At 66.3% G+C, this 24,841-nt stretch carries 23 protein-coding genes; 7 read left to right on the forward strand and 16 right to left on the reverse strand.

The annotated features are described in order from the left end of the window. Positions 1 to 23: 23 nt before the first annotated feature. The 4 genes from cysD to AWC31_RS17690 form a co-directional block, all read right to left on the reverse strand. A complete protein-coding gene (gene cysD / locus AWC31_RS17675) occupies positions 24 to 938 on the reverse strand; it encodes a sulfate adenylyltransferase subunit CysD (RefSeq protein ID WP_067853015.1) in 915 nt (304 codons plus the stop codon). Beyond that, the gene (gene stf0, locus AWC31_RS17680; RefSeq protein ID WP_085145368.1) at positions 935 to 1,738 is read right to left on the reverse strand and encodes a trehalose 2-sulfotransferase; all 804 of its coding nucleotides are present in this window, start codon (positions 1,736 to 1,738) and stop codon (positions 935 to 937) included. The genes cysD and stf0 overlap by 4 nt, the downstream gene beginning before the upstream one ends. Before the next feature lie 78 nt (positions 1,739 to 1,816). After that, on the reverse strand, positions 1,817 to 3,196 hold the full coding sequence (locus tag AWC31_RS17685; RefSeq protein ID WP_085145369.1) for a sulfatase family protein: 1,380 nt from the start codon (positions 3,194 to 3,196) through the stop codon (positions 1,817 to 1,819). A gap of 93 nt (positions 3,197 to 3,289) precedes the next feature. Then, positions 3,290 to 3,772, reverse strand: coding sequence for a hypothetical protein (locus AWC31_RS17690; RefSeq protein WP_067853023.1), 483 nt, complete (start codon positions 3,770 to 3,772; stop codon positions 3,290 to 3,292). A 57-nt stretch (positions 3,773 to 3,829) separates the two neighbouring features. Between AWC31_RS17690 and AWC31_RS17695 the strand changes: the two genes are divergently transcribed. Then, positions 3,830 to 4,501, forward strand: a complete 672-nt coding sequence (locus AWC31_RS17695; RefSeq protein ID WP_234816888.1) for a phosphatase PAP2 family protein — start codon at positions 3,830 to 3,832, stop codon at positions 4,499 to 4,501. Here AWC31_RS17695 and AWC31_RS17700 read toward each other — a convergent pair. Continuing rightward, positions 4,455 to 5,918 (reverse strand): bifunctional phosphatase PAP2/diacylglycerol kinase family protein, encoded by a 1,464-nt coding sequence (locus tag AWC31_RS17700; RefSeq protein ID WP_067853027.1) that lies wholly within the window; start codon positions 5,916 to 5,918, stop codon positions 4,455 to 4,457. The two genes, AWC31_RS17695 and AWC31_RS17700, sit on opposite strands and share 47 nt — an antisense overlap. A gap of 58 nt (positions 5,919 to 5,976) precedes the next feature. On the opposite strand from AWC31_RS17700, the gene AWC31_RS17705 reads away from it, so the two are divergent. From AWC31_RS17705 to AWC31_RS17715, 3 genes are read left to right on the forward strand one after another with little or no spacing between them, the layout of a single operon-like run. Next, positions 5,977 to 6,576 (forward strand): winged helix-turn-helix domain-containing protein, encoded by a 600-nt coding sequence (locus tag AWC31_RS17705; protein WP_067853386.1) that lies wholly within the window; start codon positions 5,977 to 5,979, stop codon positions 6,574 to 6,576. Next, positions 6,567 to 7,394 (forward strand): SRPBCC family protein, encoded by an 828-nt coding sequence (locus AWC31_RS17710; RefSeq protein ID WP_207626371.1) that lies wholly within the window; start codon positions 6,567 to 6,569, stop codon positions 7,392 to 7,394. Before AWC31_RS17705 ends, AWC31_RS17710 begins: the two co-directional genes overlap by 10 nt. 51 nt (positions 7,395 to 7,445) lie before the next feature. Then, complete coding sequence (locus tag AWC31_RS17715) at positions 7,446 to 8,099, forward strand: L,D-transpeptidase family protein (RefSeq protein ID WP_085145370.1); 654 nt, start codon at positions 7,446 to 7,448, stop codon at positions 8,097 to 8,099. 2 nt (positions 8,100 to 8,101) lie between these two features. Here AWC31_RS17715 and AWC31_RS17720 read toward each other — a convergent pair whose 3' ends face one another. Both AWC31_RS17720 and AWC31_RS17725 read right to left on the reverse strand, forming a co-directional pair. Further along, positions 8,102 to 8,560 (reverse strand): nuclear transport factor 2 family protein, encoded by a 459-nt coding sequence (locus tag AWC31_RS17720; RefSeq protein WP_085145518.1) that lies wholly within the window; start codon positions 8,558 to 8,560, stop codon positions 8,102 to 8,104. Between the two features lie 39 nt (positions 8,561 to 8,599). Beyond that, positions 8,600 to 10,111 carry an FAD-dependent oxidoreductase gene (locus tag AWC31_RS17725; RefSeq protein ID WP_085145519.1) on the reverse strand — a complete coding sequence of 504 codons (1,512 nt, stop codon included), beginning with the start codon at positions 10,109 to 10,111 and terminating at the stop codon, positions 8,600 to 8,602. Between the two features lie 210 nt (positions 10,112 to 10,321). Here AWC31_RS17725 and AWC31_RS17730 point away from each other — a divergent pair, with 210 nt between their 5' ends. Continuing rightward, complete coding sequence (locus AWC31_RS17730) at positions 10,322 to 12,145, forward strand: Hsp70 family protein (protein ID WP_085145371.1); 1,824 nt, start codon at positions 10,322 to 10,324, stop codon at positions 12,143 to 12,145. Here AWC31_RS17730 and AWC31_RS17735 read toward each other — a convergent pair. Genes AWC31_RS17735 through AWC31_RS17755 form a run of 5 tightly spaced genes read right to left on the reverse strand, consistent with a single transcriptional unit; the run spans position 12,136 to position 17,712 of the window. Further along, positions 12,136 to 13,119: an ABC transporter ATP-binding protein gene (locus AWC31_RS17735; RefSeq protein WP_085145372.1), complete on the reverse strand. Its 984-nt coding sequence runs from the start codon at positions 13,117 to 13,119 to the stop codon at positions 12,136 to 12,138. The two genes, AWC31_RS17730 and AWC31_RS17735, sit on opposite strands and share 10 nt — an antisense overlap. Further along, the gene (locus tag AWC31_RS17740; protein WP_085145373.1) at positions 13,116 to 14,132 is read right to left on the reverse strand and encodes an ABC transporter ATP-binding protein; all 1,017 of its coding nucleotides are present in this window, start codon (positions 14,130 to 14,132) and stop codon (positions 13,116 to 13,118) included. The genes AWC31_RS17735 and AWC31_RS17740 overlap by 4 nt, the downstream gene beginning before the upstream one ends. Further along, entirely contained in the window at positions 14,129 to 15,091 is a 963-nt protein-coding gene (locus tag AWC31_RS17745; protein WP_067853052.1) for an ABC transporter permease, read from the reverse strand. The genes AWC31_RS17740 and AWC31_RS17745 overlap by 4 nt, the downstream gene beginning before the upstream one ends. 3 nt (positions 15,092 to 15,094) lie before the next feature. Further along, a complete protein-coding gene (locus AWC31_RS17750) occupies positions 15,095 to 16,072 on the reverse strand; it encodes an ABC transporter permease (RefSeq protein WP_085145374.1) in 978 nt (325 codons plus the stop codon). Then, entirely contained in the window at positions 16,072 to 17,712 is a 1,641-nt protein-coding gene (locus AWC31_RS17755; protein WP_085145375.1) for an ABC transporter substrate-binding protein, read from the reverse strand. Before AWC31_RS17755 ends, AWC31_RS17750 begins: the two co-directional genes overlap by 1 nt. 406 nt (positions 17,713 to 18,118) lie before the next feature. Here AWC31_RS17755 and AWC31_RS17760 point away from each other — a divergent pair, with 406 nt between their 5' ends. Together AWC31_RS17760 and AWC31_RS17765 are read left to right on the forward strand one after the other, a co-directional pair. After that, entirely contained in the window at positions 18,119 to 18,979 is an 861-nt protein-coding gene (locus AWC31_RS17760) for a glycoside hydrolase family 16 protein (protein WP_085145376.1), read from the forward strand. Between the two features lie 91 nt (positions 18,980 to 19,070). Continuing rightward, complete coding sequence (locus AWC31_RS17765) at positions 19,071 to 20,255, forward strand: hypothetical protein (protein ID WP_085145377.1); 1,185 nt, start codon at positions 19,071 to 19,073, stop codon at positions 20,253 to 20,255. 140 nt (positions 20,256 to 20,395) lie between these two features. Here the strand turns inward: AWC31_RS17765 and AWC31_RS17770 are convergent, their stop codons facing one another. Genes AWC31_RS17770 through AWC31_RS17785 form a run of 4 tightly spaced genes read right to left on the reverse strand, consistent with a single transcriptional unit; the run spans position 20,396 to position 24,720 of the window. Then, entirely contained in the window at positions 20,396 to 21,418 is a 1,023-nt protein-coding gene (locus AWC31_RS17770) for a zinc-binding dehydrogenase (RefSeq protein WP_085145378.1), read from the reverse strand. Next, positions 21,394 to 22,992 carry a phosphonate ABC transporter, permease protein PhnE gene (gene phnE / locus AWC31_RS17775; RefSeq protein WP_085145379.1) on the reverse strand — a complete coding sequence of 533 codons (1,599 nt, stop codon included), beginning with the start codon at positions 22,990 to 22,992 and terminating at the stop codon, positions 21,394 to 21,396. The genes AWC31_RS17770 and phnE overlap by 25 nt, the downstream gene beginning before the upstream one ends. Then, a complete protein-coding gene (phnC, locus tag AWC31_RS17780) occupies positions 22,989 to 23,747 on the reverse strand; it encodes a phosphonate ABC transporter ATP-binding protein (RefSeq protein ID WP_085145380.1) in 759 nt (252 codons plus the stop codon). The genes phnE and phnC overlap by 4 nt, the downstream gene beginning before the upstream one ends. 1 nt (position 23,748) lies before the next feature. Continuing rightward, the gene (locus tag AWC31_RS17785) at positions 23,749 to 24,720 is read right to left on the reverse strand and encodes a phosphate/phosphite/phosphonate ABC transporter substrate-binding protein (RefSeq protein WP_085145381.1); all 972 of its coding nucleotides are present in this window, start codon (positions 24,718 to 24,720) and stop codon (positions 23,749 to 23,751) included. Positions 24,721 to 24,841 lie beyond the last annotated feature (121 nt).

Genomic DNA, 24,841 nt, shown 5'->3' on the forward strand with positions numbered 1-24,841 from the left:
TCTGTTCTTCGCGCAAGCGCTCATCAGAAATAGCCTTCCCGCTTGCGGTCTTCCATCGCGGCCGCGGAAGTCCGGTCGTCGGCGCGGGTTTCGCCGCGTTCGGACACGGTCGCGGCGGAGATCTCGGTGATCACCCGCTCGATGTCGGTGGCCTGTGACCGCACGGCTCCGGTGATGGTGAGGTCGCCGACCGTGCGGTAGCGCACCCATTCGACCGTCGCGGCCTCGGAGCCCTGGGGCTGCGCGTAGTCCGACACCGCGAGCAGGATGCCGTCGCGCTCGAACACTTCCCGTTCATGGGCGAAGTAGATCGACGGCAGCTCAAGGTTTTCCAGCTGGATGTAGCGCCAGATGTCCAGCTCGGTCCAGTTCGACAGCGGGAAGACGCGGACCTGCTCACCCTTGCGGATGCGCCCGTTGTACAGCGACCACGGCTCGGGGCGCTGCGCGCGCGGGTCCCATTGGCCGAACTCGTCGCGGAAGCTCAGGATGCGTTCCTTGGCGCGGGCGCGTTCCTCGTCGCGGCGAGCGCCGCCGAACGCGGCGTCGAATCCGCCGGCTTCCAACGCATCCAGCAGGGTGCGGGTCTGTTGACGGTTGCGCGACGCCCCCGGGCCCGGATCTGCGACGCGGCCGCTGTCGATGGTCTCCTGGACCGAGGCCACGATCAGTTTGTGGCCCGCACCGGTGACGCGGCGGTCCCGGAACTCGATGACCTCGGGGAAGTTGTGCCCGGTGTCGACGTGCATCACGGGAAACGGCAGCGGCGACGGACGAAAAGCCTTCTCCGCCAACCGAAGCAGCACGATCGAGTCTTTGCCTGCCGAGAACAGCAGCACCGGCCGCTGCAGTTCGGCCACCACCTCACGGATGATGTGCACCGCTTCGGCTTCGAGTAACCGAAGCTCGTCGACGTGTACGAGGTCTGTCACGGTCACTGCGGCAGGCCTTCCTTCTCGGCGTCGGACCGGTAGCGGTCCACCCATTCGTCGGAACGCTGGTCGGCCTGGCGTTCGAGCACCGGCGCGGGAGCCAGTCGCGGATCCTGGCCGAGCGCCTCGAGAACCGTCGCGACGACCTGCGTGAGGTTGCGCCACAGGTACGGGTAGGAGATGTCGAGAGGCTTGACGTCCTCCTCGGCGAACCAGGCCCGCCAGCCTTCCTCCTGAGCCCGCAGCATCGTGACGACATGGGCGATCGCGCCGGCGTGGTACTCGGCGCGGGCATCGCGCGCGGGATCCGGCCTGCCCCGCCACACCCGCGTCTGCACGGCGCGCCAGAACGACACCGCCTGCGACACCACGTCGGGGCGGTACACGTGGATGAGCACCGGATCGCTGCCGACGACGTCGCGGATCGCCGACAGCAGGCCCGTGCCCGACCGGTCCGGGAGTCCCTGCGCCCGGTCCAGCAACAGCGGCGTCTGATTCCACATCAGCTTGCCGCCCCACACCCCGTTGGGCGTGCGGCCCACGGTCTGGATGTAGTCACGCCAGATGTGCGCGGGAGCGAGGTCCGGCTTTCCCTCGTCCAGCGGATCGAGCAGCCGCAGAATCGACTCGTCCTCGACCCCCTCGAACCACTGCCGCGGCTGCGGGGATTGACTGGTGCTCGGCAGGTACTGGAAGAACTCCTGTGGCTCGCCGGCTACGCCGGTGGCACGCAAGGACTCCACCAGCAAGGTGCTGCCGCTGCGCTGGGACGCGAGCACCAGATAGGCGGTCGGATGGTCGGACATGGCCGTGACTCTAACTGCCATTGATTTGCGGTACCTATTCCAGAAGCCGTCAAGGTTTTGTGTTCGCCGTGATCGAAACTATTGGTCGGCTTGCACGGCGTCGTCGATACCGCGATCCGCCGCTATCGCCGACCTACTGGTGGCGGGGCGGCCGTGGATATGCAGATATGTCTCGGTGAAACGTTCGGAAATGCGCGTGCCCGCGAAATCGGACGGTATGACGTCGTTCGTCTTCTCGCGCCAGTCGTTGAGCAGTAAGGCGAGATCGTTGGCGACCGCCTCTGCCTTGTCCGTCGCACCCGGTCCGAGCAGGTTGTTGGCCTCAGTGGGATCGTCGATCAGGTCGTAGAGTTCCCGCGCGGGCCTCGGCTCGAGCGCGTCAGCTGCGACAATCCGGCCGGGCGGGCTGTCGGCGATATCCCAGGGCAGATCCAACAATGGCCGCGCCGCGTAATTCTCGATGTAGCTGTATTCCTTTGTCCGAATTGCGCGAATTGGGTCGAATGAATCGTGATAGGTCTTTGTGGTGTAGACCGCGGTGCGTATTTCCGGGACATCTTCGGTGGCGCCCGTCAGGTTGCTGGCATGTGACAAACCGTCCACCTCGTCGGGAATCTCGACACCGAGCAGGTCGAGCAGCGTGGGCAGCAGGTCGACACCGCTGAACAGTTCGTCGTAGCGGCGGGGCGCGACGCCGGACCCGCGTGGCGGCCGGACGATCAGCGCGATGCCGGTACCCGCGTCGTACAGCGTCGACTTGGCGCGGGGAAGCGCCGGGCCGTGGTCGGTCACGAACACCACCCACGTGCTGTCGTCGAGCCCGGCCGCGGCCAGCGCGTCGAGCAGTTCGCCCACCTTCGCGTCGGCAACGGCGATCGAGCCGTAGAACTCCGCGAGGTCGGCCCGTACCTCGGCGGTGTCGGGCAGGTAATCGGGGACGGTCACGGTCTCGGCTTCTGCGGGCTCATAACGGTCCCGCGGGTACGGACGATGCGTCTCGAAGAAACCCGTGGTGAGCAGGAACGGCTCGGACGGTGCGTCGGCCAGCCAGCGAGTGGCCTGTTCGACGACGTACTCGCAGTACGAGTTCGACACGTCGAACTCGTCGAAACCCAGCCTCGACGGATACGACGTTTCGTGCTGCATGCCGAACAACGCGGTGTGCCAGCCGGCCCGGGACAAGATGTGGGGAAGTGTGCGCACCCCGCTGCGGTACTCCCAGCCGTGGTGGGCCAAGCCCATCAGGCCGTTGCTCTGCGGATAGCGGCCGGTGAACAGCGAACCACGCGACGGCGAGCACAGCGGCGCGGTCGCGTGCGCGCGGGTGAACAGGATCCCTTCGGCGGCGAGCTGATCGAGCCGCGGGCTGCTCACATCCGAATGGCCGTAGGCGCCGAGGTGGCGCCCGAGGTCATGCCAGTGCACGATCAGCAGGTTCTGCCGTTGCGGCTCGGTCACGTCACATCCTTTCCTGTCACCCACCGACCGAACCGGCTGCAGCGCAGTCGAGCAAGCGTTTGGCTCATCGAGAACAACTATCCCGCGGCGCCCTCACGGGTGGTACGGCACGCCGATCGCGCGGAACACGTACTCGGGCGGCACATCGAACGCCAGTGACCGAAGGGGCACCCGCATCAGGACATCCTCGGGTATCTCGGTCTTGTAGTGCATCGACAGCTGCCCCTGGCAGCGCGGATCGACCTCGGCGAGGTCGGTCTCCAGCGTCAGCCCCGACGTGCTGAGTTCGGCCTTGACCGCACCGGACTGCGGCGCCGCCCAGGGTTGGTCGATGCTGCGGCCGGCCAGCTTGGGAATGGTGGACATGGTCGCGAGCACGCGGTGGTTGGTCAGTACCAGTGAGCCGGCGTAACTGGCGATGCTGCCGGCGGATCGTTTGCCCGGGATGGAGCCGGTGAAACGTCTGGTGACCGGGACGTATTCGGCGATGAAGAGGATGCCTTCGGATTCGGCTTCCGCACGCAGGTCGCCCGGTAGGCCGCCGATGCGCAGCAGCTTTCGCAGGAACAGTGCCATCTCTGCACCGTAGCTCGCCGGAGTTGGAGATCTATTGGACCTGGTAGAGATGGTCGAGTGGGGACACGTACCGGATTGCTGATCACGACGGCGGTGGCGGCCGCGGCGGTGTACGCGCTGATGTGGGTCGGCTACGGCGCGTCCTGGGGCTGGGTGGTCCGGCTGGACGACGCCGGCCTGGACCGGCCGTTTCGGTATGGCTCCACTCATCCGGGCTGGGTGATGGCGTGGGATGTGTTCTGCACAGTGTTCGGGCCCATGGCGTTTCGGTTGGTGGGCGCCGTCATCATCGTGGTGGCCCTGGTGCGCCGCCACTTCCGGGTGGCACTGTTTCTGCTGCTGACCGTCGAACTCAACGGCATCGTGATCCAGCTGGCCAAGATCATCGCCGATCGTCCGCGTCCGTCCTCCGCGCTCGTCTACGCGTCGTGGTCGTCGTTCCCGTCCGGGCATGCCCTGGGCGTGCTGGTCAGCGTGCTGGGGCTGCTGGTGGTGGCGTGGCCGGCGCTGCGTCCCGCTCTGCGCCGCTGGTTGCCGATTGCCGGTGCGGTGTTGGTCATCGCGATCGGCGTCGGCCGCGTGGTGCTCAACGTCCACCATCCGTCCGACGTGCTGGCGGGCTGGGCGTTGGGCTATGCGTACTTCGTCGTGTGCCTGGTGCTGGCGCCGCCGTATCCGGCGGTCAGCGCAACGGACGAAACACCGGTAGCGCTCGGTAGCGAACGCTGAAGCTGGCTTGAGTGCACGTCTCACCGACCTCGCCGTCGTGGGCGAGCACCGTGGGACCGTCGACCGTGGTGAACCGGAACTCCGGCACCTGCATCTCGTGGTAGAGCGGGCTGCGGACGAGGCGGCCGAGTGCCACGGCCGTCGCGATGCGCAGACGGCTGAACTTCCTGCCGGTCTCCAGGATTCGCACGTCGATCAGACCGTCGTCCATGCGCGGGCGTAGCGCGGGTGCGAAGCCCGACGGAAAGTACGTCGAGTTTCCCAGGAAGAACAGCGACGTCTGAATCGTCTTGTCGTCGTAGGTGATGCGCACCGGCTCGTCCCGGCGCAGGGTCAGATACAGCGCGTATACACCGGCCAGCCGCTTGCCCATCCGGTGTTCGAGTTTCTCGCGCATCCGCACGTACTTGGGGTAGGCGCCGATGCTCGCGGTGTTGATCACGAGCTGCTTCTCGTTGAGGCACACCAGATCGACATAGGCTGCGCTGCCGCGGCGGATGGTGTCGACCGTGCGGGCGACCGAATCGCAGCCGATGTCCTTGGCGAAGTGGTTGAACGTCCCGCCCGGGAACACCGCCAGCGGCACGCCGGCCTCGACGGCCACCCCGGCCGCGCAGGCGACTGTGCCGTCGCCACCGCCCACCGCGAGCACCTCGCAACGTTCGGCGGCTTCGCGCAGCACCTTCTCGATGTCGTCGTCTTCGGCGATCTCGACGATCTCGGTGCGGGGCAATGAGTTTCGGACCTCGTCGACGACGCGGGCGCCGGTACCGCCACCGGAAGCCGGGTTGATCACCAGCACGACACCGGCCCCGTCCGACCGGGGCTCGGTCTTGTACCGCAGCGGATCGGACGTCGGCAGGCTTGCGGTCGGAAGCGTGGGCACCACCCGGGCGCCGAGGATCGCGATGCCCGCGCCGATGCCGAAGCCGGCGAACACGTCGCCGGGATAGTGCGCGCCGGTGGCCACGCGGGACAGCCCGACGAGCCCCGCGAGCAGCGCCATCGCCAGACCGGCCGGGGGGCTTTCCAGCCCGACCCCGACGGCGAACGCGGCGGCGCTCGCCGAGTGACCGGACGGCAGCGACGTGGAAGTCGGGACGCGGCGCGTGCGGCGGGCCGCCGGGATCAGCGTGCGGTCCGGCCGGGGCCTGCGCCATATCCGCTTGGCGACCTGGTTGGTGACCAGGCTCGTGACGGCCAGGCTCAGGACGCCGCGCGCGGCACCGCGCCGCACCGACGTGCCGCCCACCGCGCCGAGCCCGGCCGCGATCGCGAACCACAGCTTCGAATGGTCGGCGGCCCTGGTGAGCCGGGGCATGACGGTGTCGAGCAGCGGGCTCGGTGATTCGGCGACTGCCTCGAAGACCTCGCGGTCCAGCGTGCCGAGCCCTCTGCCGATTTTGCGCACGTCCATGCAGTCAACCTATCCGGATGCCTTGACAAATAAACTTGTCAAGGCGCACGATGCCCGTGTGCTGGAACTCGAGGTCATCGACGATCCGTCGGCGGCTGTCATCGCGCTCGACCCGATCCGCAGCCGTCTGCTGGCCGAACTCACCGAGCCGGCCTCGGCGGCTGCGCTGGCCGCGCGGGTGGGGATCACGCGACAGAAGGTCAACTACCACCTGCGCGCGCTCGAACAGCACGACCTGGTCACCGTCGCGAGCGAACGGCGGTGGGGCGGGCTGACCGAACGCCTGCTCGTGGCGACCGCGTCGTCCTACGTCGTGTCACCCGGGGCGCTCGGACCGGCGGCCGCCGACCCGGGCCGCACCGGTGATCGGCTCTCGGCGAGCTATCTGATCGCCCTGTCGGCGCGCGCGGTGCGCGAGGTCGGCGAGATGTGGCGAGCCGCGCGGACGAAGAACAAGCGACTGGCCACGTTGTCGATCGACACTGTGATCCGGTTCCGCACGCCGGCCGACCGTGCGGAGTTCACCCGCGAATTGTCCGATGCGGTCCTGTCTTTGGCGGCCCGCTATCACGACGACACCGCCGCCGACGGGCGCGAGCACCGACTGGTCGTCGCGGCCTATCCGAAACCGAAAACCGAGGAGCCGAAATGCCGTTGAAGAAAGACGATTCCGGACGTCGTTGGGTCGAGATGGAATTCCTCGTCCCGGGAACTCCCGAGCAGGTGTGGCAGGCCATCGCGACCGGACCCGGGATGAGCGCCTGGTTCACCCCCACGACCGTCGAGGAACACGTCGGTGGCGCAATCACATTCGACTTCGGCGACGCCGACTGCGGCGACCCGTCACCACCCGGAGTCGTCACGGGTTGGGAGCCGCCCGTCCGCTTCGCCTATGAGGAGCCCGGATGGAACGGTGACGCTCCTCCGGTGGCCACCGAGGTGGTGGTCACGAGCCGTTCCGGGGACAGCTGCGTCGTACGGATGGTGCACAGCCTGTTCACCGAAAAAGACGACTGGGACGACGAATTGGAGAGCTTCGAGGGCGGTTGGCCCGGCTTCTTCGAAGTGCTGCGGATCTACCTCACGCACTACGCGGGGCAACCCGCCGCGACGGCACACGCCATGGCCGGGCACCCCGCTGACATGCCGACGCTGTGGAGCCGACTCACCACCGCGCTCAACGCCAAGGGCGCGATCGTGGGCGATCGCATCGAAACCCCTGCGGATTCTCCTCGGCTGTCCGGTGTCGTCGAACGCGTCAAGCAGGACGCTCAAACCTGCGAGATGATGCTGCGGCTGGACGAACCCGGCGCGGGCGTCGCGGTTCTCGGCAGCTGTCCGGTCGGCGCGGAGACGCGGGCCATGGTGACGCTCTTCCTCTACGGACCCGACGCCGCCGCGACGGCGGACACCGAACGGCCCAGGTGGACAGGTTGGCTCAGCGAACTCGTGGCAGGGGACAAAGCCGCGACCTGATCGTGTCCGAACCTTGACGCCCGCGATAGCCGCGGCGTCGACGATGGACGGGTGCGTCGACTGCTGGTACTGCTGTGCGCGGCCGTGCTGGCGTTGATGTGTGCGCCTGCCGCCGTCGCGGTCAACGCGCCGTGGTTCGCCCGCGCGGTCGGATCGGCCACACAGGTGATCTCCGTTGTCGGTGTGGGCGGGTCCAAGGCGAAAATGGATGTGTGGCAACGCGGCTCGGCCGGTTGGCAACCCATCGGCGTCGGTATCCCCGCCAACATCGGGGCCAACGGCATGGCCGCCAAGACTCATGACGGCAACATGGCGACGCCGATGGGGATCTTCACGCTCGACTTCGCATTCGGTACCGCACCCAACCCCGGCGGTGGGCTGCAGTACGTCCAGGTGGGCCCCGACCACTGGTGGGACGGCGACATGAAGAGCCCGACCTACAACACCATGCAGGTGTGCAAGAAGGCGCAGTGCCCGTTCGACACCGATCCCGCCAGCGGCACCGAGAACCTGCAGATTCCGCAGTACAAACACGCTGTCGTGATGGGCGTGAACAAGGCCAGGGTGCCCGGCAACGGTGGTGCGTTCTTCGTGCACACCACTGACGGCGGGCCGACCGCGGGCTGCGTGGCCATCGAGGACGCCACGCTGGTGCAGATCATGCGCTGGCTGCGCCCTGGCGCGTTGATCGCGGTTGCGAAATAGCGTCAGATGTTGAGCGCCGCGCCGGGTTTCAGCTTGAAGTTCAGGTTCTCCAGCGACATCGTGGCGTCGTAGGTGCGGTCGTAGCCCGTCGCGCTGATCTTCCAGCCTTCGCTCGTGCGGCGGTAGGAGTCGTGGTAGAACGCCGCGCCGATCAACATGAAGTTGAAGTCCGGCGCGATCACCCGGTCCTGCAGGTACCACGTTCCGGTGGCCTCGTCGCCGTCGACGGTGATCTCGGGGTGCGCGACCCGGTGCTCGGTGATGATCTCCGGCCCGAGCGACCGCTTCATGAAATCGACCAGCGCCGTGCGGTCGGTGAAGTGCAGCGCCTCGCCCAGCGACTGCCCGTAATCGCCTGCGACGTCCTCGGTGAGGGTGTCGGCGAACTCGTCCCAGTGCTTGGTGTCGAGGGCACGCAGGTACCGGTATTTGACTTGCTTGATGTCGTCGATATCACCCATGCCCGACATTGCAGCACACCTGCCGTCGCGGCCACAGCGTTATCGGACGGCAGTGAGATTCCGGGTCGCCGGGCCCTCCAGCAGCGTGCCGTCCGGTGCGAATCGGGACCCATGCAGCGGGCATTCCCAGGACTCGTCGGCGTCGTTCCAGTTGACGATGCCGCCCAGGTGCGGGCACACCGGCGAGACCCGATGCTCGACACCGTCGATCACGCTGCAGGCCTCCATGTGCCACGGCGGCCCGCTGACCACGCCACCGTCGTCGGGCACGTGGCTGCCGATGCGGGTGACGGGCGTGATCCAGCCTTTCGCGAGGTTGAGCCCCACCTCGAGGTTCACTTTCATGGCGGCCGGAATGCCCGATAGCTCATGCGGGCTCCAGCTCGCGAACGCAGTCGCCCAGTCCATGCGGCCGCCGAGAATCTGACTCGACAGCGCCAACGCCGCCGCCGTCCCGTTGGTCATGCCCCACTTGTCGAATCCCGTTGCCACAAAGATCTTCTCGTGGCCGGGCAGGATCGGGCCGACATAGGGCAACTCATCGACGGGGGAGTAGTCCTGCGCCGACCAATAGTGCGTCTGCATGGCCCCGGGCCAGTGCACCTTTGCCCATGACGCGAGCTCCTGTACCGATTGGGCGGCGTTCGCGCGCCGGCCGACCAGATGGCCCGCACCGCCGACGATCAACCGGTCGCCGTCGGGGGTGGGTGCGTACCGCACCGACCGGGTCGGCGAATCGGTCGAGATGTACATGCCGCGCGTGAGATTTCCCGGCACCCGGAACGCCATGCAGTACGACCGGTTCGGGCTGAGTCGGGCGAAGAACCCACCGCGGTCGAGTATCGGAATCCCGGTGGCCAATACGCACCGGCTCGCGAGCACGTCGAACTCGGCCCCGGCATTCGTCCGTACATGCAGTTTCAGCCCACCGCCATCGTCGGAGACGCGCTGCACCCGCACGCCTTGCGCGAGTCGGCCGCCGCGCTCGTCGAGTTCGACGATCAGGCTGTCCAACAAGGGCATCGGGTTGAACTGCGCCTGATCGGCCAGCCGGACCCCGCCGTGGAACGGGAACGGCACTTCGGCGTCGTCGCTGTCGACCCAATCGACATCGAGCCCCGCCGTGCGGCACGCCTCCAATTCATTGCGGGCGAGCCGGACGCCGTCCTCGGATTGCGCATAGGTGTAGGCGGCTTCGCGTTGAACAGACAGACCGTGCGCCTCACAGTGCCCCACGAGCCACTGCTGGCCTTCGAGATTGCCCTCGACGTACTGCTTGGCGATCTTGGGGCCGTGCTTCTTGAGGATGCTCGACATCTTCGTGCCCTGCAGCAGGCTGATCTTGGCGGTCGTGTTGCCGGTGGTACCGGCACCCGCGGTGTGGGCCTCGAGCACCAGCACATCCTTGCCGGCGCGGGCCAGCAGCACCGCGGTGATCAGGCCCGTGATGCCGGCGCCAACCACCACGACATCGGCGGATCGGTTGATTTCATCGAGGGGTTCGGGCGGAAGCGGCCGTTCGGCGCGGTCGGCCAGCCACAGAGATGTCATGGCCATCCATGTACCCGCGCACGGCCGATCGAAACGACGCGTCCAGAGAAACGTTGCCCTGGCTGCCTGAACCCTTTCTCACGTGGTGAGTCTCTTCGGCGCGTGGTTGCTGAGACGGGCCAAAGGTGCATCGGCGGAACGCGCTTGGACCGCCGGACGCGGAGTGTCGGCTGAACGTTGCCCGGTTCGGCGGCTAGGGTGGCGTGCGTTATGAGCGACCCGTTGGGGTTGTCGATCGGGACCACCAACTTGGTTGCGGCGCGAGTCGGCAATCAACCTGTCAGCCGGCGATCGGTGTTGACCCTGTCGACAGACCGTACGCCGCAGGTCGGTGTGCCCGATTCGACGACAGGTGTCACGCTGGCCGGCTTCGTCGAACGCGTCGGCGATCCGGTACCGCTCGTGGCGCCCGACGGCGCGTCCTATCCCGCTGACACGCTGCTGGTCGAGGCGCTCGACGCGATGGTGGAGGCGGCAGGCGGGCCATCGCCACAGCTGGCGATCGCCGTGCCCGCCCACTGGGGCGCGCCGACCCTGCGGGCCTTGCGCAACGCGCTGCGGACGAACCCCAGCCTGTCCCGTGACGGTATGCCCGCCCGATTGATTCCCGACGCGGTCGCCTCGCTGACCGCGTTGCGCGCCAATCCCGGCTTACCGCAGGGCGGCGTCGTCGCGCTGATGGATTTCGGTGGCGGCGGCACGAGCATCACACTCGCCGACGCGGCCTCGGCGTTCGAACCGATCGACGAGACCGTCCGATTCCCGGATTTCTCCGGCGACCAGATCGACCAGGCGCTGTTGAAGCATGTGCTCGACGGCGTGGCCCAGGCCGGCGGGCTCGATCCGGCCGGTACCGCGGCCGTCGGATCGCTGGCCCGGTTGCGGGAGGAGTGCCGGCAGGCCAAGGAACGGCTGTCGTCGGTGACGGCCACCGACCTGGTGGTCGAGCTGCCCGGTTACTCGGCCACCGTCCGCGTCACCCGCAGCGAACTCGAATCGCTCATGCGACAACCGCTCGCCGGCGCGCTCGAAGCGCTCGAAAATGCGTTGGAGCGCAACAGGATCAGCTGGTCGGCGATCTCGGCGGTGGTGACCCTCGGCGGTGGGGCGAGCATTCCGCTTATCACTCAACAACTTTCGGAGCATTCCCGGGCCGTGGTGGTGACGACGCCGCAGCCGGCGCTCGACGCCGCGATCGGCGCCGCGCTGTCGGCGGCTTACGTCGCCGATGCCGACGCCATGACCGGTGCGGCTCCCACGCTCGGGGTCGCGGCTGCCCCGGCGACCCAAACCGCGCCTGCTGTGGTGCCCGAACAGCCGGGATCGTCGACGTTCCGGGCGCTGGCCTGGTCGCAGGACGATTCCGGTGACGACGTCGTGCCCTACAGCGGGCCCGATGTGGTCGACACCTACGGCAGCGAGACCTCGGCACGGCCTGCGGTGCAGTACGTTCCGCCGACGGGACCGATCGAGCAGCGGCGCTCGGCGTGGCAGCGGTTACCGCTCGCGGTGTTCGGTGTGGCCGGCGTGTGTGTACTGCTTGCTCTGGGTGGCGTGACGTATGCGCTGACCAGTTCCGAGGGCAGCACTCCCACATCGGAAGTCAAGACCGCCGAGCCGAAGCCCCTCACTCCGGAGCCGCAACCCAGCGCCGTCGCGCCGCCGCCACCGCCGCCGACCGTGACCGAGGCACCGCCGCCTCCGCCGGTGACGGTCACCCAGGCGCCGCCGCCACCTCCGCCGCCCGTCACCCACACCGAGGTCGTCACGCAGACCACGACGCCGCCGACCACGACCACGACAACAACCACCACAACGACAACGACCACCACGACCACAACAACGACGACCACGACGACACCGACAACCACCACGACGACGCCGACCACGACGACGACCACGACCAACCCGATGACGACGACCTACGTCACGGTGCCGTTCGTGCCGGTGCCCATCCCGATCCAGGTGCCCAACCAGCAGCCGCAGAATCCGTACCCGCAACAACCACGGAATCCGTTCCAGCCCTATCCCTGATTACGCGGGTGGTGACAGGCCGCCGCGTGCCCGGGGGTGAGGTCGAGCAGGGCAGGCGTATCGACGTTGCACACCTCGGTGCACCACGGACACCGGGTGTGGAAACTGCAGCCCGCGGGCGGATCGATCGGGCTGGGCACGTCCCCTTCGAGCACAAGACGCTCCCTGGCCGCGTTGCGCCGCGGATCCGGGATGGGCACCGCCGACAGCAACGCACCTGAGTACGGGTGAAACGGCCTGCGGTAGAGGCTGTCCGCATCGGCGGTTTCGACGATCTTGCCGAGGTACATCACCGCCACCCGATCGGATACGTGGCGCACCACGCCGAGATCGTGCGCCACGAACAGGTACGACAACCCGAACTCCTGCTGCAGGTCCTTGAGCAGGTTGATGATCTGTGCCTGCACCGAGACGTCGAGCGCCGAAACCGGCTCATCGGCGATGATGAGTTTCGGCTGCAGGGCAAGGGCTCTGGCGATTCCGATGCGCTGTCGCTGGCCGCCGGAGAACTCGTGCGGGTATCGGTTGTAATGCTCGGCCTGGAGGCCGACTCGATCGAGCAGTTCGTGCACCCGGCGCCTGGCCTCCGAGCCGCTGGCCAGGCCGTGCAGTTCGATCGGATCGCCGATGATCTGTCCGACGCGTTTGCGTGGATTCAGCGACGCGAACGGGTCCTGAAAGATCATCTGCATCTGCCTGCGCATCGGACGCAGGTCACGTTGCGAACGTCCGACGAGTTCATGGCCGTCGAACCGCACCGAACCGGATGTGGGCTGGGTCAACTGCAGGATGAGACGGCACAGAGTGGACTTTCCGCAGCCCGACTCGCCGACGAGACCCAGGGTTTCGCCTTCGTTGAGCGACAGGCTCACCCCGTCGACCGCGCGCACCCGCGCGACCTCCCGATCGATGACGACCCCGGACTTGATGGGGAAGTGCTTGACCAGATCAGTGACCTCCAGCAGCGCTGTCATCGAAGCGCTCTCTTCTCGGCGGGCTGAAGCCAGCACCGGTCCAGATGGCTTCCGCCGTCTCGGCTTTCCAGCGGCGGCGGCTGTGAACACTGATCGAATACGTGCGGGCACCGCGGCGCGAAGCGGCAACCGGAGGGTGGATTCAGCAGTGACGGCGGCTGCCCCGGAATCTGCGGCAACCGATCCGGATGTGAATCTTCCACGCGCGGAAGCGAGCCCAGCAGGCCCCAGGTGTATGGATGCTGCGGGTCGTAGAAGATCTCCTCCAGCGAGCCGTCCTCGACGATCTGGCCGGCATACATCACCACCACGCGGTCGGCGACCTCGGCGACAACCCCGAGGTCATGCGTGATGAGCACGACCGCGAGTTCGCGGTCACGATTGAGCTGGTCGACAAGCCGCAGAATCTGGGCCTGCACCGTCACGTCGAGCGCGGTGGTCGGTTCGTCGGCGATCAGCACTTCCGGTTCCAGGGCTAGTGCCATGGCGATCATGACGCGCTGACGCATACCGCCGGAGAATTCGTGCGGGTAGTCGTGGACTCGCCGCTCCGGATGCGGGATACCAACTGCGCGAAGCAGTTCCACCGCCTGCTCGCGGGCCTGTGCCTTGGCGACGTCCCGATGCGCCCGAATCATCTCGATGATCTGGTCTCCGACCCGGTACACGGGGTTGAGTGAGGTCATCGGGTCTTGAAAGACCATCGCGATGTGTTCGCCGCGCACGTCACGCAACTCATCGTCGTCGAGGCCGTTGATCTCTCGCCCACCGAAATCGATCGAGCCTTCGATCGCGGCGTTCGATGAGCGGGTAAGGCCGATCAACGTCTGTGCGGTTACGCTCTTGCCCGAGCCGGATTCTCCGACCACGGCCAGTATTTCGCCGGGTTTCAGGCTGAACGAGACACCGTCGACGGCGCGGACCACGCCCTCGTCGGTGGCGAACCGGACGTACAGATCCGTGACCTGTAAGAGGGTGCCCCGCTCGACGATTCGCTCGGGAGCTTCGCTCATGCGGGGGCCGCCTCTCCGAGTCGGATCCGTGGGTCGAGGTAGGCGTAGGCCAGATCGACGATCGTGTTGAACAGCACGATGAAGAACGCGCCGTACATCGTCACCCCGATCAGCGGGGGCAGGTCGAGTGTGCGGATGGCTTCACCTGCGTACAGGCCTACACCGTTGATGTTGAAGACGGTCTCGGTGAGGATCGCACCGCCGCCGACGACGGCGCCGAAGTCGAGACCGAACAGCGTGACGATCGGGATCAGCGAATTGCGCAGGATGTGGCGCGTGCGCACCTGGCGCTCGCTGATGCCCTTCGCCCGCGCGGTGCGCACATAGTCTTCGTTCGCGACGTCGAGCATGTTGGTTCTCAGCACTCTGCTGTAGAAGCCCACATAGAGCACCGCGAGCGTGACCCACGGCAGGATCAGGTGATACGCCCACTGCAGCGGATTCTCCGCCAGCGGTACGTAACTGCTCGCGGGGAACAGTTCCAGCTTGTAGCTGAGGTAGTACAGCAGGATCGCGGCGAGCCAGAACACCGGCATCGAGATGCCGGCCAGCGAGAGCACCGTCAGGGCGCGGTCGGTGAACCTGCCTGCGTGCACGGCGCTGAGGTAGCCGAACCAGATGGCCAGCGCCATCCACAGCACAGCCGCACCGATGCACAACGACATCGTGGCCGGCAGGCCCTCCCAAATCTGTTCGGCCACATTGCGATTGCTCGCATAGGAGGTGAGCTGGCCGGTGACGATCTGCTTCATCATGGTCAGGTACTGCACCGGCAACGGCTGATCGAGGCCGAGATCCTGACTCACCCTCGCGATCAGGGCCGGGTTCGCGTTCTTCCCGGCGATCCGCGCGGCCGGATCGGAGTTCGGGATCACGTTGAAGATGACGAACACCAACAGCGAGATCGCGAACAACACCGCGATCATCCCGAGCACGCGTCTGACGATGAACCTGGCCATGGTCTAGTGCTCCAACCGGATCTTGGCCTTGGGATCGAGCGCATCGCGCAGCCCGTCCCCGAACACGTTGAGCGACAACACGGTTATCACGATCATCAGGCCGGGCACGATCGTCAGATGCGGTGCGGTGTAGATCGTCTGGTAGCCGTCGGCGATCATCGTGCCCCACGACGCGTTGGGCGGCCGTACTCCGGCACCCAGAAACGACAGCGCCGACTCGAGCAGCATGTTGTTGGCGATGTTGAGGGTGAAGAACACGATGACCGTCGAGACGATGTTGGGCAGCAACTCGGAGACCATGATCCGCAACGGGCCCTTGCCCATCGCGACGGCCGCCTCGATGAACTCCTTCTGCCGCAAGGCCAGTACCTCGCCGCGGATTGGCCGCGCCATGTAGGGCACATAGACGCACCCGATGATGAGGATCGGAATCCACAGCGAGTCCCCGGCCACCTGGATCGGGCCCACCTTCAACCCGCCGAGGGCCAGAGCCGTGCCCAGTGCGATACCCAGCAGCAGCACCGGAAATGCCCACACCACGTCCATGACCCGCGACAGCAGTGCGTCGATCCACCCCCGGTAATAGCCCGCGAGCAGGCCGATGATCACGGCCAGCACCGTCGTGGTCAGCGCAGCGGCCAGACCGATGTATATCGAGGTACGGCCCCCGTACATCAACCGCACCATCACGTCGCGACCGTTCTGGTCGGCGCCGAGAAGGTAGCGGCCGTGCAGGCCCGGACCAAGCGGTGTGCCGTCGGGGGACACGACGTATGTCTCTTCGCCGTCGATCAGCACCTTGTCGGTGATGTGGTTCTCGTTCGGCGACGTGTGTGCCACATGTTCCGCCCACAGCGGGGCGGCCAGGCAGAACAGCACGATCGCGACGAACAGCGCGCCACATGCCAGCGCAACCTTGTTGCGCCGCAGCCGGATCCAGGCCAGATACCAGGGACTGTGCCCGGTGACCGCGACCCCCATTACTTCAGCGCGAAGGAGGTGTAGTCCTGGTTGAACAGCAGATGGTGATAACTCGTGTCGAAGTCCATGCGATCCGACAGGAACGTGGTGAACTGCTCGTTGCCGTACGGCGCCCAGATGGCCTGCTCCATGAACGCGCGGTCCAGGTCGGCGTAACCCTTCTCGACGTCGTCGGACAGTTGCTTGGTGAGCAGTTCATCCATCTTGGCGTCCAGTCCCGGGATGTTGACCCGAGAGTAGTTGTTGCCGTTGGTCGGAAGGATGCTCTTGCCGTTGATCAGCGGCCGGAAGAAGTCGTCGGGATGCGGGAAGTCCTGGAACCAGTCGGCGAACCCGGTGTCGAGATCGGGCGTGGTCTGGTTGCCGATCGTCGTCCAGTACACGTCGCCCGCGATGACCTTGAGTGTCGCGTTGAACCCGAGCTGGGTGAGCACGTCGTGGTAGTACTCACCGATGCGCTTGCGGTCCGGCTCGTCATCGGTCCACACGGTGATGTTGCGGTCAGCCGGATTCGCTTCGGAGATGAGCTGTTTGGCCTTGTTGATGTCCGGCCCGGGGTAGAGCTTGTACTCCTCGTAGCCCGGCATCCCCGGCGGCAGGATCTGCTGGGTGGGGTGCAACCGGCCACCGAAGATGCGGTTGAGCGCCTCGGGGTCGATGGCGTAGTTGATCGCCTGGCGCACCCGCAGGTCATTGAACGGTGCCAGCTGGGTGTTCATCCAGAAGTAGTAGGTGTTGATCGAGTCCTCGAGCCGGAAGCGGTCGCTGTAACGCGCCTTCACTTCGGGTAGCCGGTCGGCGTCGGGCGGATCGACCATGAAGTCGATGGTGTTCTGCTGTACGCCGGTGACCTGGGCGCTGTTGCTCTTGTTCTGGGTGATGATGATCTTGTCGACGTGCGCATCGGCCACCTCGTCGGCACCGGCGTCCTTGACGGTCTGGAACTGCGGATTGCGTTCCATCGTGAGGGTGTGCGGCGCATCGACTTTGGTGATCGTGAACGGTCCGCTGGTCGGCGGCGGGTTGTTGGTCGCGTCCTTGTCGAGCGGGGTACTCGGGGGGACCGGCGCGGCGAACGGCAGCGCGAGGATGTGGTCGAACGTGCCGTTCGGCCCGGTCAGCGTGATGGTGATGTCGCCGGACGCGTCGTCGGTCTTGATGCCACTGATCGTGTCGGCCTTGCCTTCCGCGTAGTCGTCGGCGCCGGCGATGACGCCGTAGAACACCGAACCGCCGGAGTCGGCCTTGAACAGGCGCTGGATGGCATAGGTGAAATCCGATGCCTTGATGGGGGTTCCGTCCGAGTACTTCATGTTCGGTCGTAACGTGACTTTGTATGTCTTGCCGTCAGGGGAGACCTCGGGCAGCGATTTGGCCAGCCCGGGCACCACCTCGGTGCCCTCCTCGCCCTTGGCGTGCTTATAGGTGAGCAGCGGGGTGTAGGTGTTGTAGAGCACCTCCCAGCCCTCGAGCGTGTAGGACAGCTGCGGGTCGATGTAATCGGGGAACGACGTCATGCTGACGTTGATCTCACCGCCCTCTTTCGCGGTCGAGCTTTCGCCCCCACCGCAGGCGGCCACCCCGATCACCGCAAGCGCGGCGACGCTGGCGATGGTCAAAACTCTGCGCGTCGACTTCATCTGTTCCCCTTGTTTTCCAACCCGACGATTGCCCGATACAGCTGTACGCCATTTGTTGGGCCGTTGAGCATTTTTCGGGAAAATTCACGGTCTGCAACTCAAACGACCGAAGTTTCTACTGTGTAACGCGAACCTGTGTGTCGAGACGTGCGGTTTTCACCGGGCAGTCCGTCGCACGCTGGGACTATGACGAGTCTGTGACGTGCGGCCCCGGCCGACGCCGGCGTCGTCGTCACCCGCGACTTTCGGTCGGCACCCTCTGAACGCGCGGCGATGCGTCTGCCGCCGGTGCGTAGCTGCGCTTTTGCGTCTCTGACCGTCGTGTCTGTGGCGACGCCGCACCCGTTCACCGCACCGAAATACGCCGTATCGTTTGGCGTCCATCTATTGTGTGGCTGTGCCTGAAATGGATCGTCGCCGCGTGATGTTCATGATGGGTCTGGGGGTGGCGGCCGCAGCATTGCCCGCCGGAACCGCCAGCGCAGAGCCGAACATCGGCGACAACCCGCCCGGGCCCGGCCCGGCTGCTGCCGATACCGCGCCGAACTTTCTGTTCCAGGACGAGTTCAACGGCCCGGCGGGCTCACCACCGGATCCGGCATGGTGGCATCTCGTGCCTGCCCGCGAGACGATCAAGAACCCCGTGGAGTGGGACAAGCCGTTCAACATGGGCCGGTACGTGACCGACCAGGAGCATGCGTTCCAGGACGGCAAGGGCAACCTCGTCATCCGCGCGACGCGCGGGCCGGGCACCACGATCCAGGAGAAGTACGCGAGCGCCAAGGTCGTCGGACTGTGGCGTGGTGGCATCGGCACCACGTGGGAGGCGCGCGTCAAGCTCAACTGCCTCACCGACGGGGCCTGGCCGGCGTTCTGGGTTCTGAACGACGATCCGGTCCGCGGCGGCGAGGTCGACCTCGTGGAGTGGTACGGCAACCGCGACTGGCCCTCGGGCACCACGGTGCACGCCCGGCTGGACGGCACGTCGTTCGCCACCAACCCGCATCCGGTCGACAGCGACTGGCACACCTGGCGTATGTCGTGGACGCCTGCCGGCATGTACTTCTGGAAGGACTACGGCCCCGGCATGGAGCCGTTCTTCGAGGTTCCCGCGAATTCATTGCAGGACTGGCCGTTCAACGATCCTGGCTACACGATGGTGCCCGTGTTCAACATCGCCGTCGGCGGATCGGGTGGGCGCGAACCCGCGGGCGGCAACTATCCGGCGGAGATGCTGGTCGACTGGATCCGGGTGTTCCAGGGCTGAACCCCGGGGGACGTAGCCCCCATTTACAGCAACTTCTCAGCTAACGTTTGCGTTGTCAATCGTCCAAGGCAGCGCAGGAGTTTTAAACGTTATGGCGGACAAGGGTTTTCGGCGATCGCTCACGGCAGGGGTGGCGCTGGCGGGTGCTGGTGTCATTTCCTTGGGGTCGATCGCGGCGCTGCCCGACACCGACGTTGAAATCGCTGCGGTCGCGCCGCGCGTGGTGTCGACCGAGGTTCAGCACGTCAACTTCGCCGAGTACGCACAGATTCTGGCTGCGGGCGCGACCGAGGCGCTCGAGCTGAGCGGCGATGCGCTCTTCCGCAAGGTGCCCGAGTTGTGGCAGACCGTGCAGGCCACCTGGCCCGATGCCGACCTGACGCACTGGAACTACGCGCTGGTGGCCGACATGGTGTTCGCACCCATCGCACCGCTCGTGATCGGACCGTTCAACGACGCGGTCGCCCACGTGCTGGCCCGCCAGTTCCCGGCGCTGGAGACCGAGATCCGGCAGCTACCGGAGCTGGTCGAGTACACCGCCGTGCGGCTTGTCGGCCCCTTGCTGAGCGCGATCGGCGGAGCCGGTATGGCCCACTCCGAGATCTTCTACTCCATGACGACCGGCGAGCTTCAGCCGTTCTTCGAAGCCGTTGTCCGCGCGCCTTTCCACGTGGTGGACGGCTTGCTCAACGGGGGTTACGGCGACCTCGGTCCGCTGCTTCCCGGCCGCGAAGGCGATTACATTCCCGCGCCCGGCATCCTCACGCCGTGGGGTGAGGAGCCTGCGCCTCGCGACATCAAGACGCCCGAGGACGTTGAAACCGCTGAGGCGAGCACCGCGGTCGAAGAAGTCGAAGACGTGGTCGAGGCGGACGAAACCGAGGACGCGACCGTCAGCCCGCTGCGGGCCGTCGTGGAGAAGCTCACGAAGCCGGCGGTCGAGGAAGTCACCGTTTCGACTGAAACCAAGACCGAAACCGAGGTCCAGGAGAACGGGTCGGCGACGGACACGGCCGACACGACGGACACGACAGACACGAAGACAGAGTCCGAGGTCGCGAAGCCGTCGCGCAAGGGTGTGCAGAAGTCCGATGACCGAAGCGGAATCCGCCAGAGCGTCAAGGACTTCCGGTCCAACGTGCGCGACAGCGTCAAGAAGCTCACCGGGAACACGAAGTCGACGACGCGTACCGACGACGATAAGAAGTCGCCTTCTTCATCGGCTGCCGGCTCCAGCGACAGCGGTGACAACAGCGGCAGCGACAGCAGCGAATAAACCTGGTTCGTGGTCGTCACCACGCCAGGGAGGTTCGGCTTTTCCGTTGTGACGCACTGTGACGAACGTGCAGGCTTTTGTGCCGTGAGGTCGAGATCGCCTCAACAAGTTGCACGTTCGTCACAGTATCGGCGAACGGGTCAGGGCCGCGGGGCCACTGCCGTCCGTAACTTCCCGACCGGTGGCGCGCAGAACGCCGACGCGATGTCGTCGAGCGGGACGGGCGCCCCAACCAGCGAGTGCCACGGATAGCGGTCTCTGGTCCGGTCGAGGAACTCGACGGCCCGGTGCAGGTGGCGTGGCTCGTAGTTGTGCACACCCGTGATGGTGAGCCATTGCCTGACAACGGCTTCCGGGTCGACGGCCAACGGCGCGCCAGGCATCACGGACCCGGCGAGTACGAGCACGCCGCCGATGTCGAGTCGGCCCAGTGCCTGCGCGACGGCATCGGTGGAGCCGGTGTAGTCGATCGCGACATCGACCGGCCCACCGTCACCGGCGCGGCCGCCGAATTCCGTTGCCAATTCCAGGCGTCCGGGATCGATGTCGACGACCTGAACGTCGGCGCCGGCTTCGGCGCAGGCCGCCACCGCGGTGAGGCCCAGCATGCCGGCCCCGCCGATCAATACGCGGCGCCCGGCGAGCTCGCCGGCCCCCTCCAGCGTCGCCATCACGGTCGCCGTCGCACATGCCGCGGGGGCCGCCACGGTATCGGGCAGAGTCGACGGCACCACGGCGATCGTCGTGCCCTTGGGCAGCACCACGTGCTCGGCATACGAGCCCGACAACGGCCAGTCACCGTCGAACGGCTCATGGCCGACCTTGCGCACCGATGTGCACTTCGCGGTCAAACCCGAACGGCAGCGCGCACATTCACCGCAGGTGACCGTCACCGACCACACCACTCGTTGCCCGACCTGGACCGGCGCACGCGGACCGGCGGCGATGACGTCGCCGACGGCTTCATGGCCGAGGATCGACGGGCACGCGGCGGAACGGCGGCCGGTCACGGTGTGCAGGTCACTGCCGCACACCGTGGCCAACCGAACCTGCACCAGGACATCTCCATCGCCGAGCTCGGGGATCCCGACTTTCTGCAGCTCGACCTCGGAGCCGCCGGTCCAGACCGCGGCCAGCGTCACACGAGGCGTGAGCGTATCCACCCGGACAACCTTTCGATGGCGTAGACGATGACGAAGATGACGATCACGATGGCGCCGGCCACGTCGAAGTTCAGCGTGCGGATCGACTCGAACAGCAGATAACCGATGCCGCCCGCCCCGACGATGCCGAGGATGGTCGAAGTGCGCACGTTGACGTCGAACAGGTACAGGCTCGAGCCCACCATCGCAGGCATCGACTGCGGAATCACCGCGGCGAACAATGTCTTCCACCAACCGCCGCCCACCGATTTGACGGCTTCCATCGGACCGGGGTCGATCTCTTCGACCGCGTCGGCGACCAACTTGGCCAGGAAGCCGACCGATCCGATGGCCAGCGCACAGGTGCCTGCGATCGGCCCGAGACCCAAAGCCGCGACGAAGACCACGGCCAGGATGAGCTCTGGCACGGCCCGTACCAACAGGATCCAGCCGCGGGCGAACCAGTACACCACAGCATTCGGCGTGACGTTACGGGCCGCGAGGATGCCGACGGGTATCGACAGCACCACGCCGATCGCCGTGGAAACCACGCCGATCGCGACCGTTTGTGCTGCGGCGACGAACAATTCGCTGCCGAGCGCGTCGAAGTTGGGCGGGATCATGCGGGTGAAGACCTCGACCGAGGGAAGCACCCAGGTGAACAGCGACACCGGATTGATCTTCAACACCACGAAGGATGCGAGGACCGTGCCGATCAGAAGGCCCGAGAAGACGAACCGGGTGGCGCGATCACGTGCCGGACTTGTCTGCTCGGGGGTCAGCAGCATCCTGCGGATGAGGATCGCGAGCAGCTCCATGGCCACGATGATCGCCAGGATCACGCAGACGATGCCGAGTGCGCGTGGATAGATCAAGCCCCGCAACGCATCCTGCAGGGCGAAGCCGATACCACCCGCGCCGACGAAGCCGAGCACGACCGACATGCGCAGGTTGATGTCGATCCGGTAGATGAAGGTGCCGATCCAGGCCGGCATCACTTGGGGGACGACAGCGTTGAGCATTTCGCGGAAGTATCCGGCGCCGGTACTGCGCACGGCCTCGCGCGGACCCGGATCGGTCTGCTCGATCGCGTCGGCGAACAGTTTGCCGAGCATGCCGATGGAATGCAGGGCGAGTGCGAGAATTCCTGGCAGCACGCCGATTCCGAGTGCGCGGACGAACAGCACCGCGAACAGCAGATCCGGCATGGCCCGGCAGAACGTGATGATCGCGCGTGCCACCGCGTACACGGCTGGGTGCGGTGTGGTGTTGCGGGCGGCCATGAATGCCAGCGGTACCGACGCGATGGCAGCGAGAACCGTGCCGAGCACGGCCATCAACAGTGTCTCGACGGCGAGTCCGGCGATCCGGCCCGGGTCGTCCAGACGCGGCGGCACCATGCGTTCGAGTAGTGCGACGACCTCGTCGAATCCGTCGATCAGAGCGGTGGGGGCGAAATCGATCGACCACGCCGACACGATCGTGGCGAGGACCGCGGCGATCGCGACGAGCTGAAGCAGACCGGGCCAGGGCGGCTTGCGATTTGGCGCCGACGGCCCGGAGGCCGCCGGCCGCTCGGTGACTTCGATGGTCATGACGGACGGGTGGTCGAGGTGACTGTGGGGTCGACGCGCTGATAGATCGCCATGACGTCGTCGCGGGTCATGCCCACGGCGGGCCGGTCGAGAACCTTCTGCCCGTTGCGCAGGCCGACGAGGCGGTGCGCCCAGCCGAGCGCGAGGTCGACCTGGTGCAGCGTGCACACCACGGTCAGCTTCTCCTCGATGCACACGCGGAACAGCAGATCCATGACGACGCCGGCGTTTTCGGGGTCGAGTGAGGCCACCGGCTCATCGGCCAGCAGGAGCGCCGGCCGCTGCATCAGCGTGCGTGCGATCGCGACGCGCTGCTGTTGGCCGCCCGAAAGCGTGTCGGCGCGACGCTCCGCGAAATCGGCGAGCCCGACCCGGTCCAGGTGGGCAAGCGCCGCCACGCGCATGCTCTTGGGGTAGGTGAGCGCGCCATAGCGCGGGAAACGCAGCTGGCCGAGGCCGCCGATGAGGACGTTCTCCAGGCAGCTGAGCCGGCCGACGAGGTTGAAGTGCTGGAAGACGAACCCGACCCGCCTGCGCAGGGCACGCAGCTGCGCGCTCGAGGCCTGGTCCACCCGGGTGCCGCCGACGTCGACGGCACCCGACGTGACGGGGTGTAACCCGTTGAGGCAGCGCAGCAGCGTGGATTTGCCCGACCCGGACAGGCCGAGCAGCACGAGCAGCTCGCTGCGGTGCACGTCGAGGGACACGTCGTCCAGTGCGAGGGTGTCACCGAATTTCTTGGTGACGTTGCTCATGTCAGCCCTTGCACTTCTCGGAACCGGTCACGTCGCAGACGTGGCGGACGCCGTCGTAATCGGAGTCGTTGACCGGCACGACGCCCCACGCGCGCTCGTCGGTGATCCGGCACGCGTCACCCTCGCAAAAGCCTTCTGCCTCAAAGTTGGTCACGTTGGCCTTGTCGGCGAACACCTTCTTGAGCTTGTCGATGGCCTCGGTGCCGAGTGAGTCGTTGGCGGCGAACACCGAGCCGGCGATCATCTCCGACTTCCACACCGTCTTGAGCTGGCCGGGCTTGAGGTCGCCCTTCTCGATCATCGTCTTGTCGACCATGGTGTCGAACGCGAATCCGGCGTCGCAGTCGCCGTTGGCGATCGCGAGGGCCGACGAGTCATGGCCACCGGCATAGATCGGCGACATCGCGGCCGAGATGTCGGCCTCCGAACCGGACTTGATGACACCGGCCTCGATCAGCCCCGCGCTCGGGTACAGGAATCCCGACGTCGAACCCGGGTCGACGAAGCACACCTTCTTGCCCGCGAAGTCCTTGAGGCCGTTGATGTTTGCCTCTTCGGAGCGGGCCAGGCCGTACGACTGGTAGCCCGGCTGCGTGCCCTCGTCCTTGATGACGGCGCCGATCGGGGTGATCTTGGCCCCGTTGATGCCGGCCACGACATACGCGAACGGCCCGAAGAATGCGAGGTCGACGTTGTCGGCGATCATGCCCTCGACCACGCCGGCGTAGTCCGAGGCCTGGACGAATTCGACCTTCGACCCGGTTTCCTTCTCCAGCAGCTTGATGAGCGGGTCATAGCTGGCCTTGAGATCGCTGGAGTTCTCGGCGGGGATGGCGGCCAGGGTGATGGTCTCTGGGAAGCCCTGTTCGGTGGTGGCCTCGGAGCTGTCGGAACCCGAACAACCGGACATGACCAGGGCGATGCTGGCAGCTGCAGCGGCGGCCGCGATCGGCCGGCGGGGACGAATCTTCATGGGCGCGGAAACCTTTCGAGGGGGCGGGGTTGATCCGCCACACACCCTGTGCGTTGGTCTATACCAACAGGTTCAGCTAAGGCGAACGGAAGGTTAACAGCTCGAAACTTCTTGGTCTATA

Source organism: Mycolicibacterium wolinskyi (assembly GCF_002101965.1).
GTDB lineage: Bacteria > Actinomycetota > Actinomycetes > Mycobacteriales > Mycobacteriaceae > Mycobacterium > Mycobacterium wolinskyi.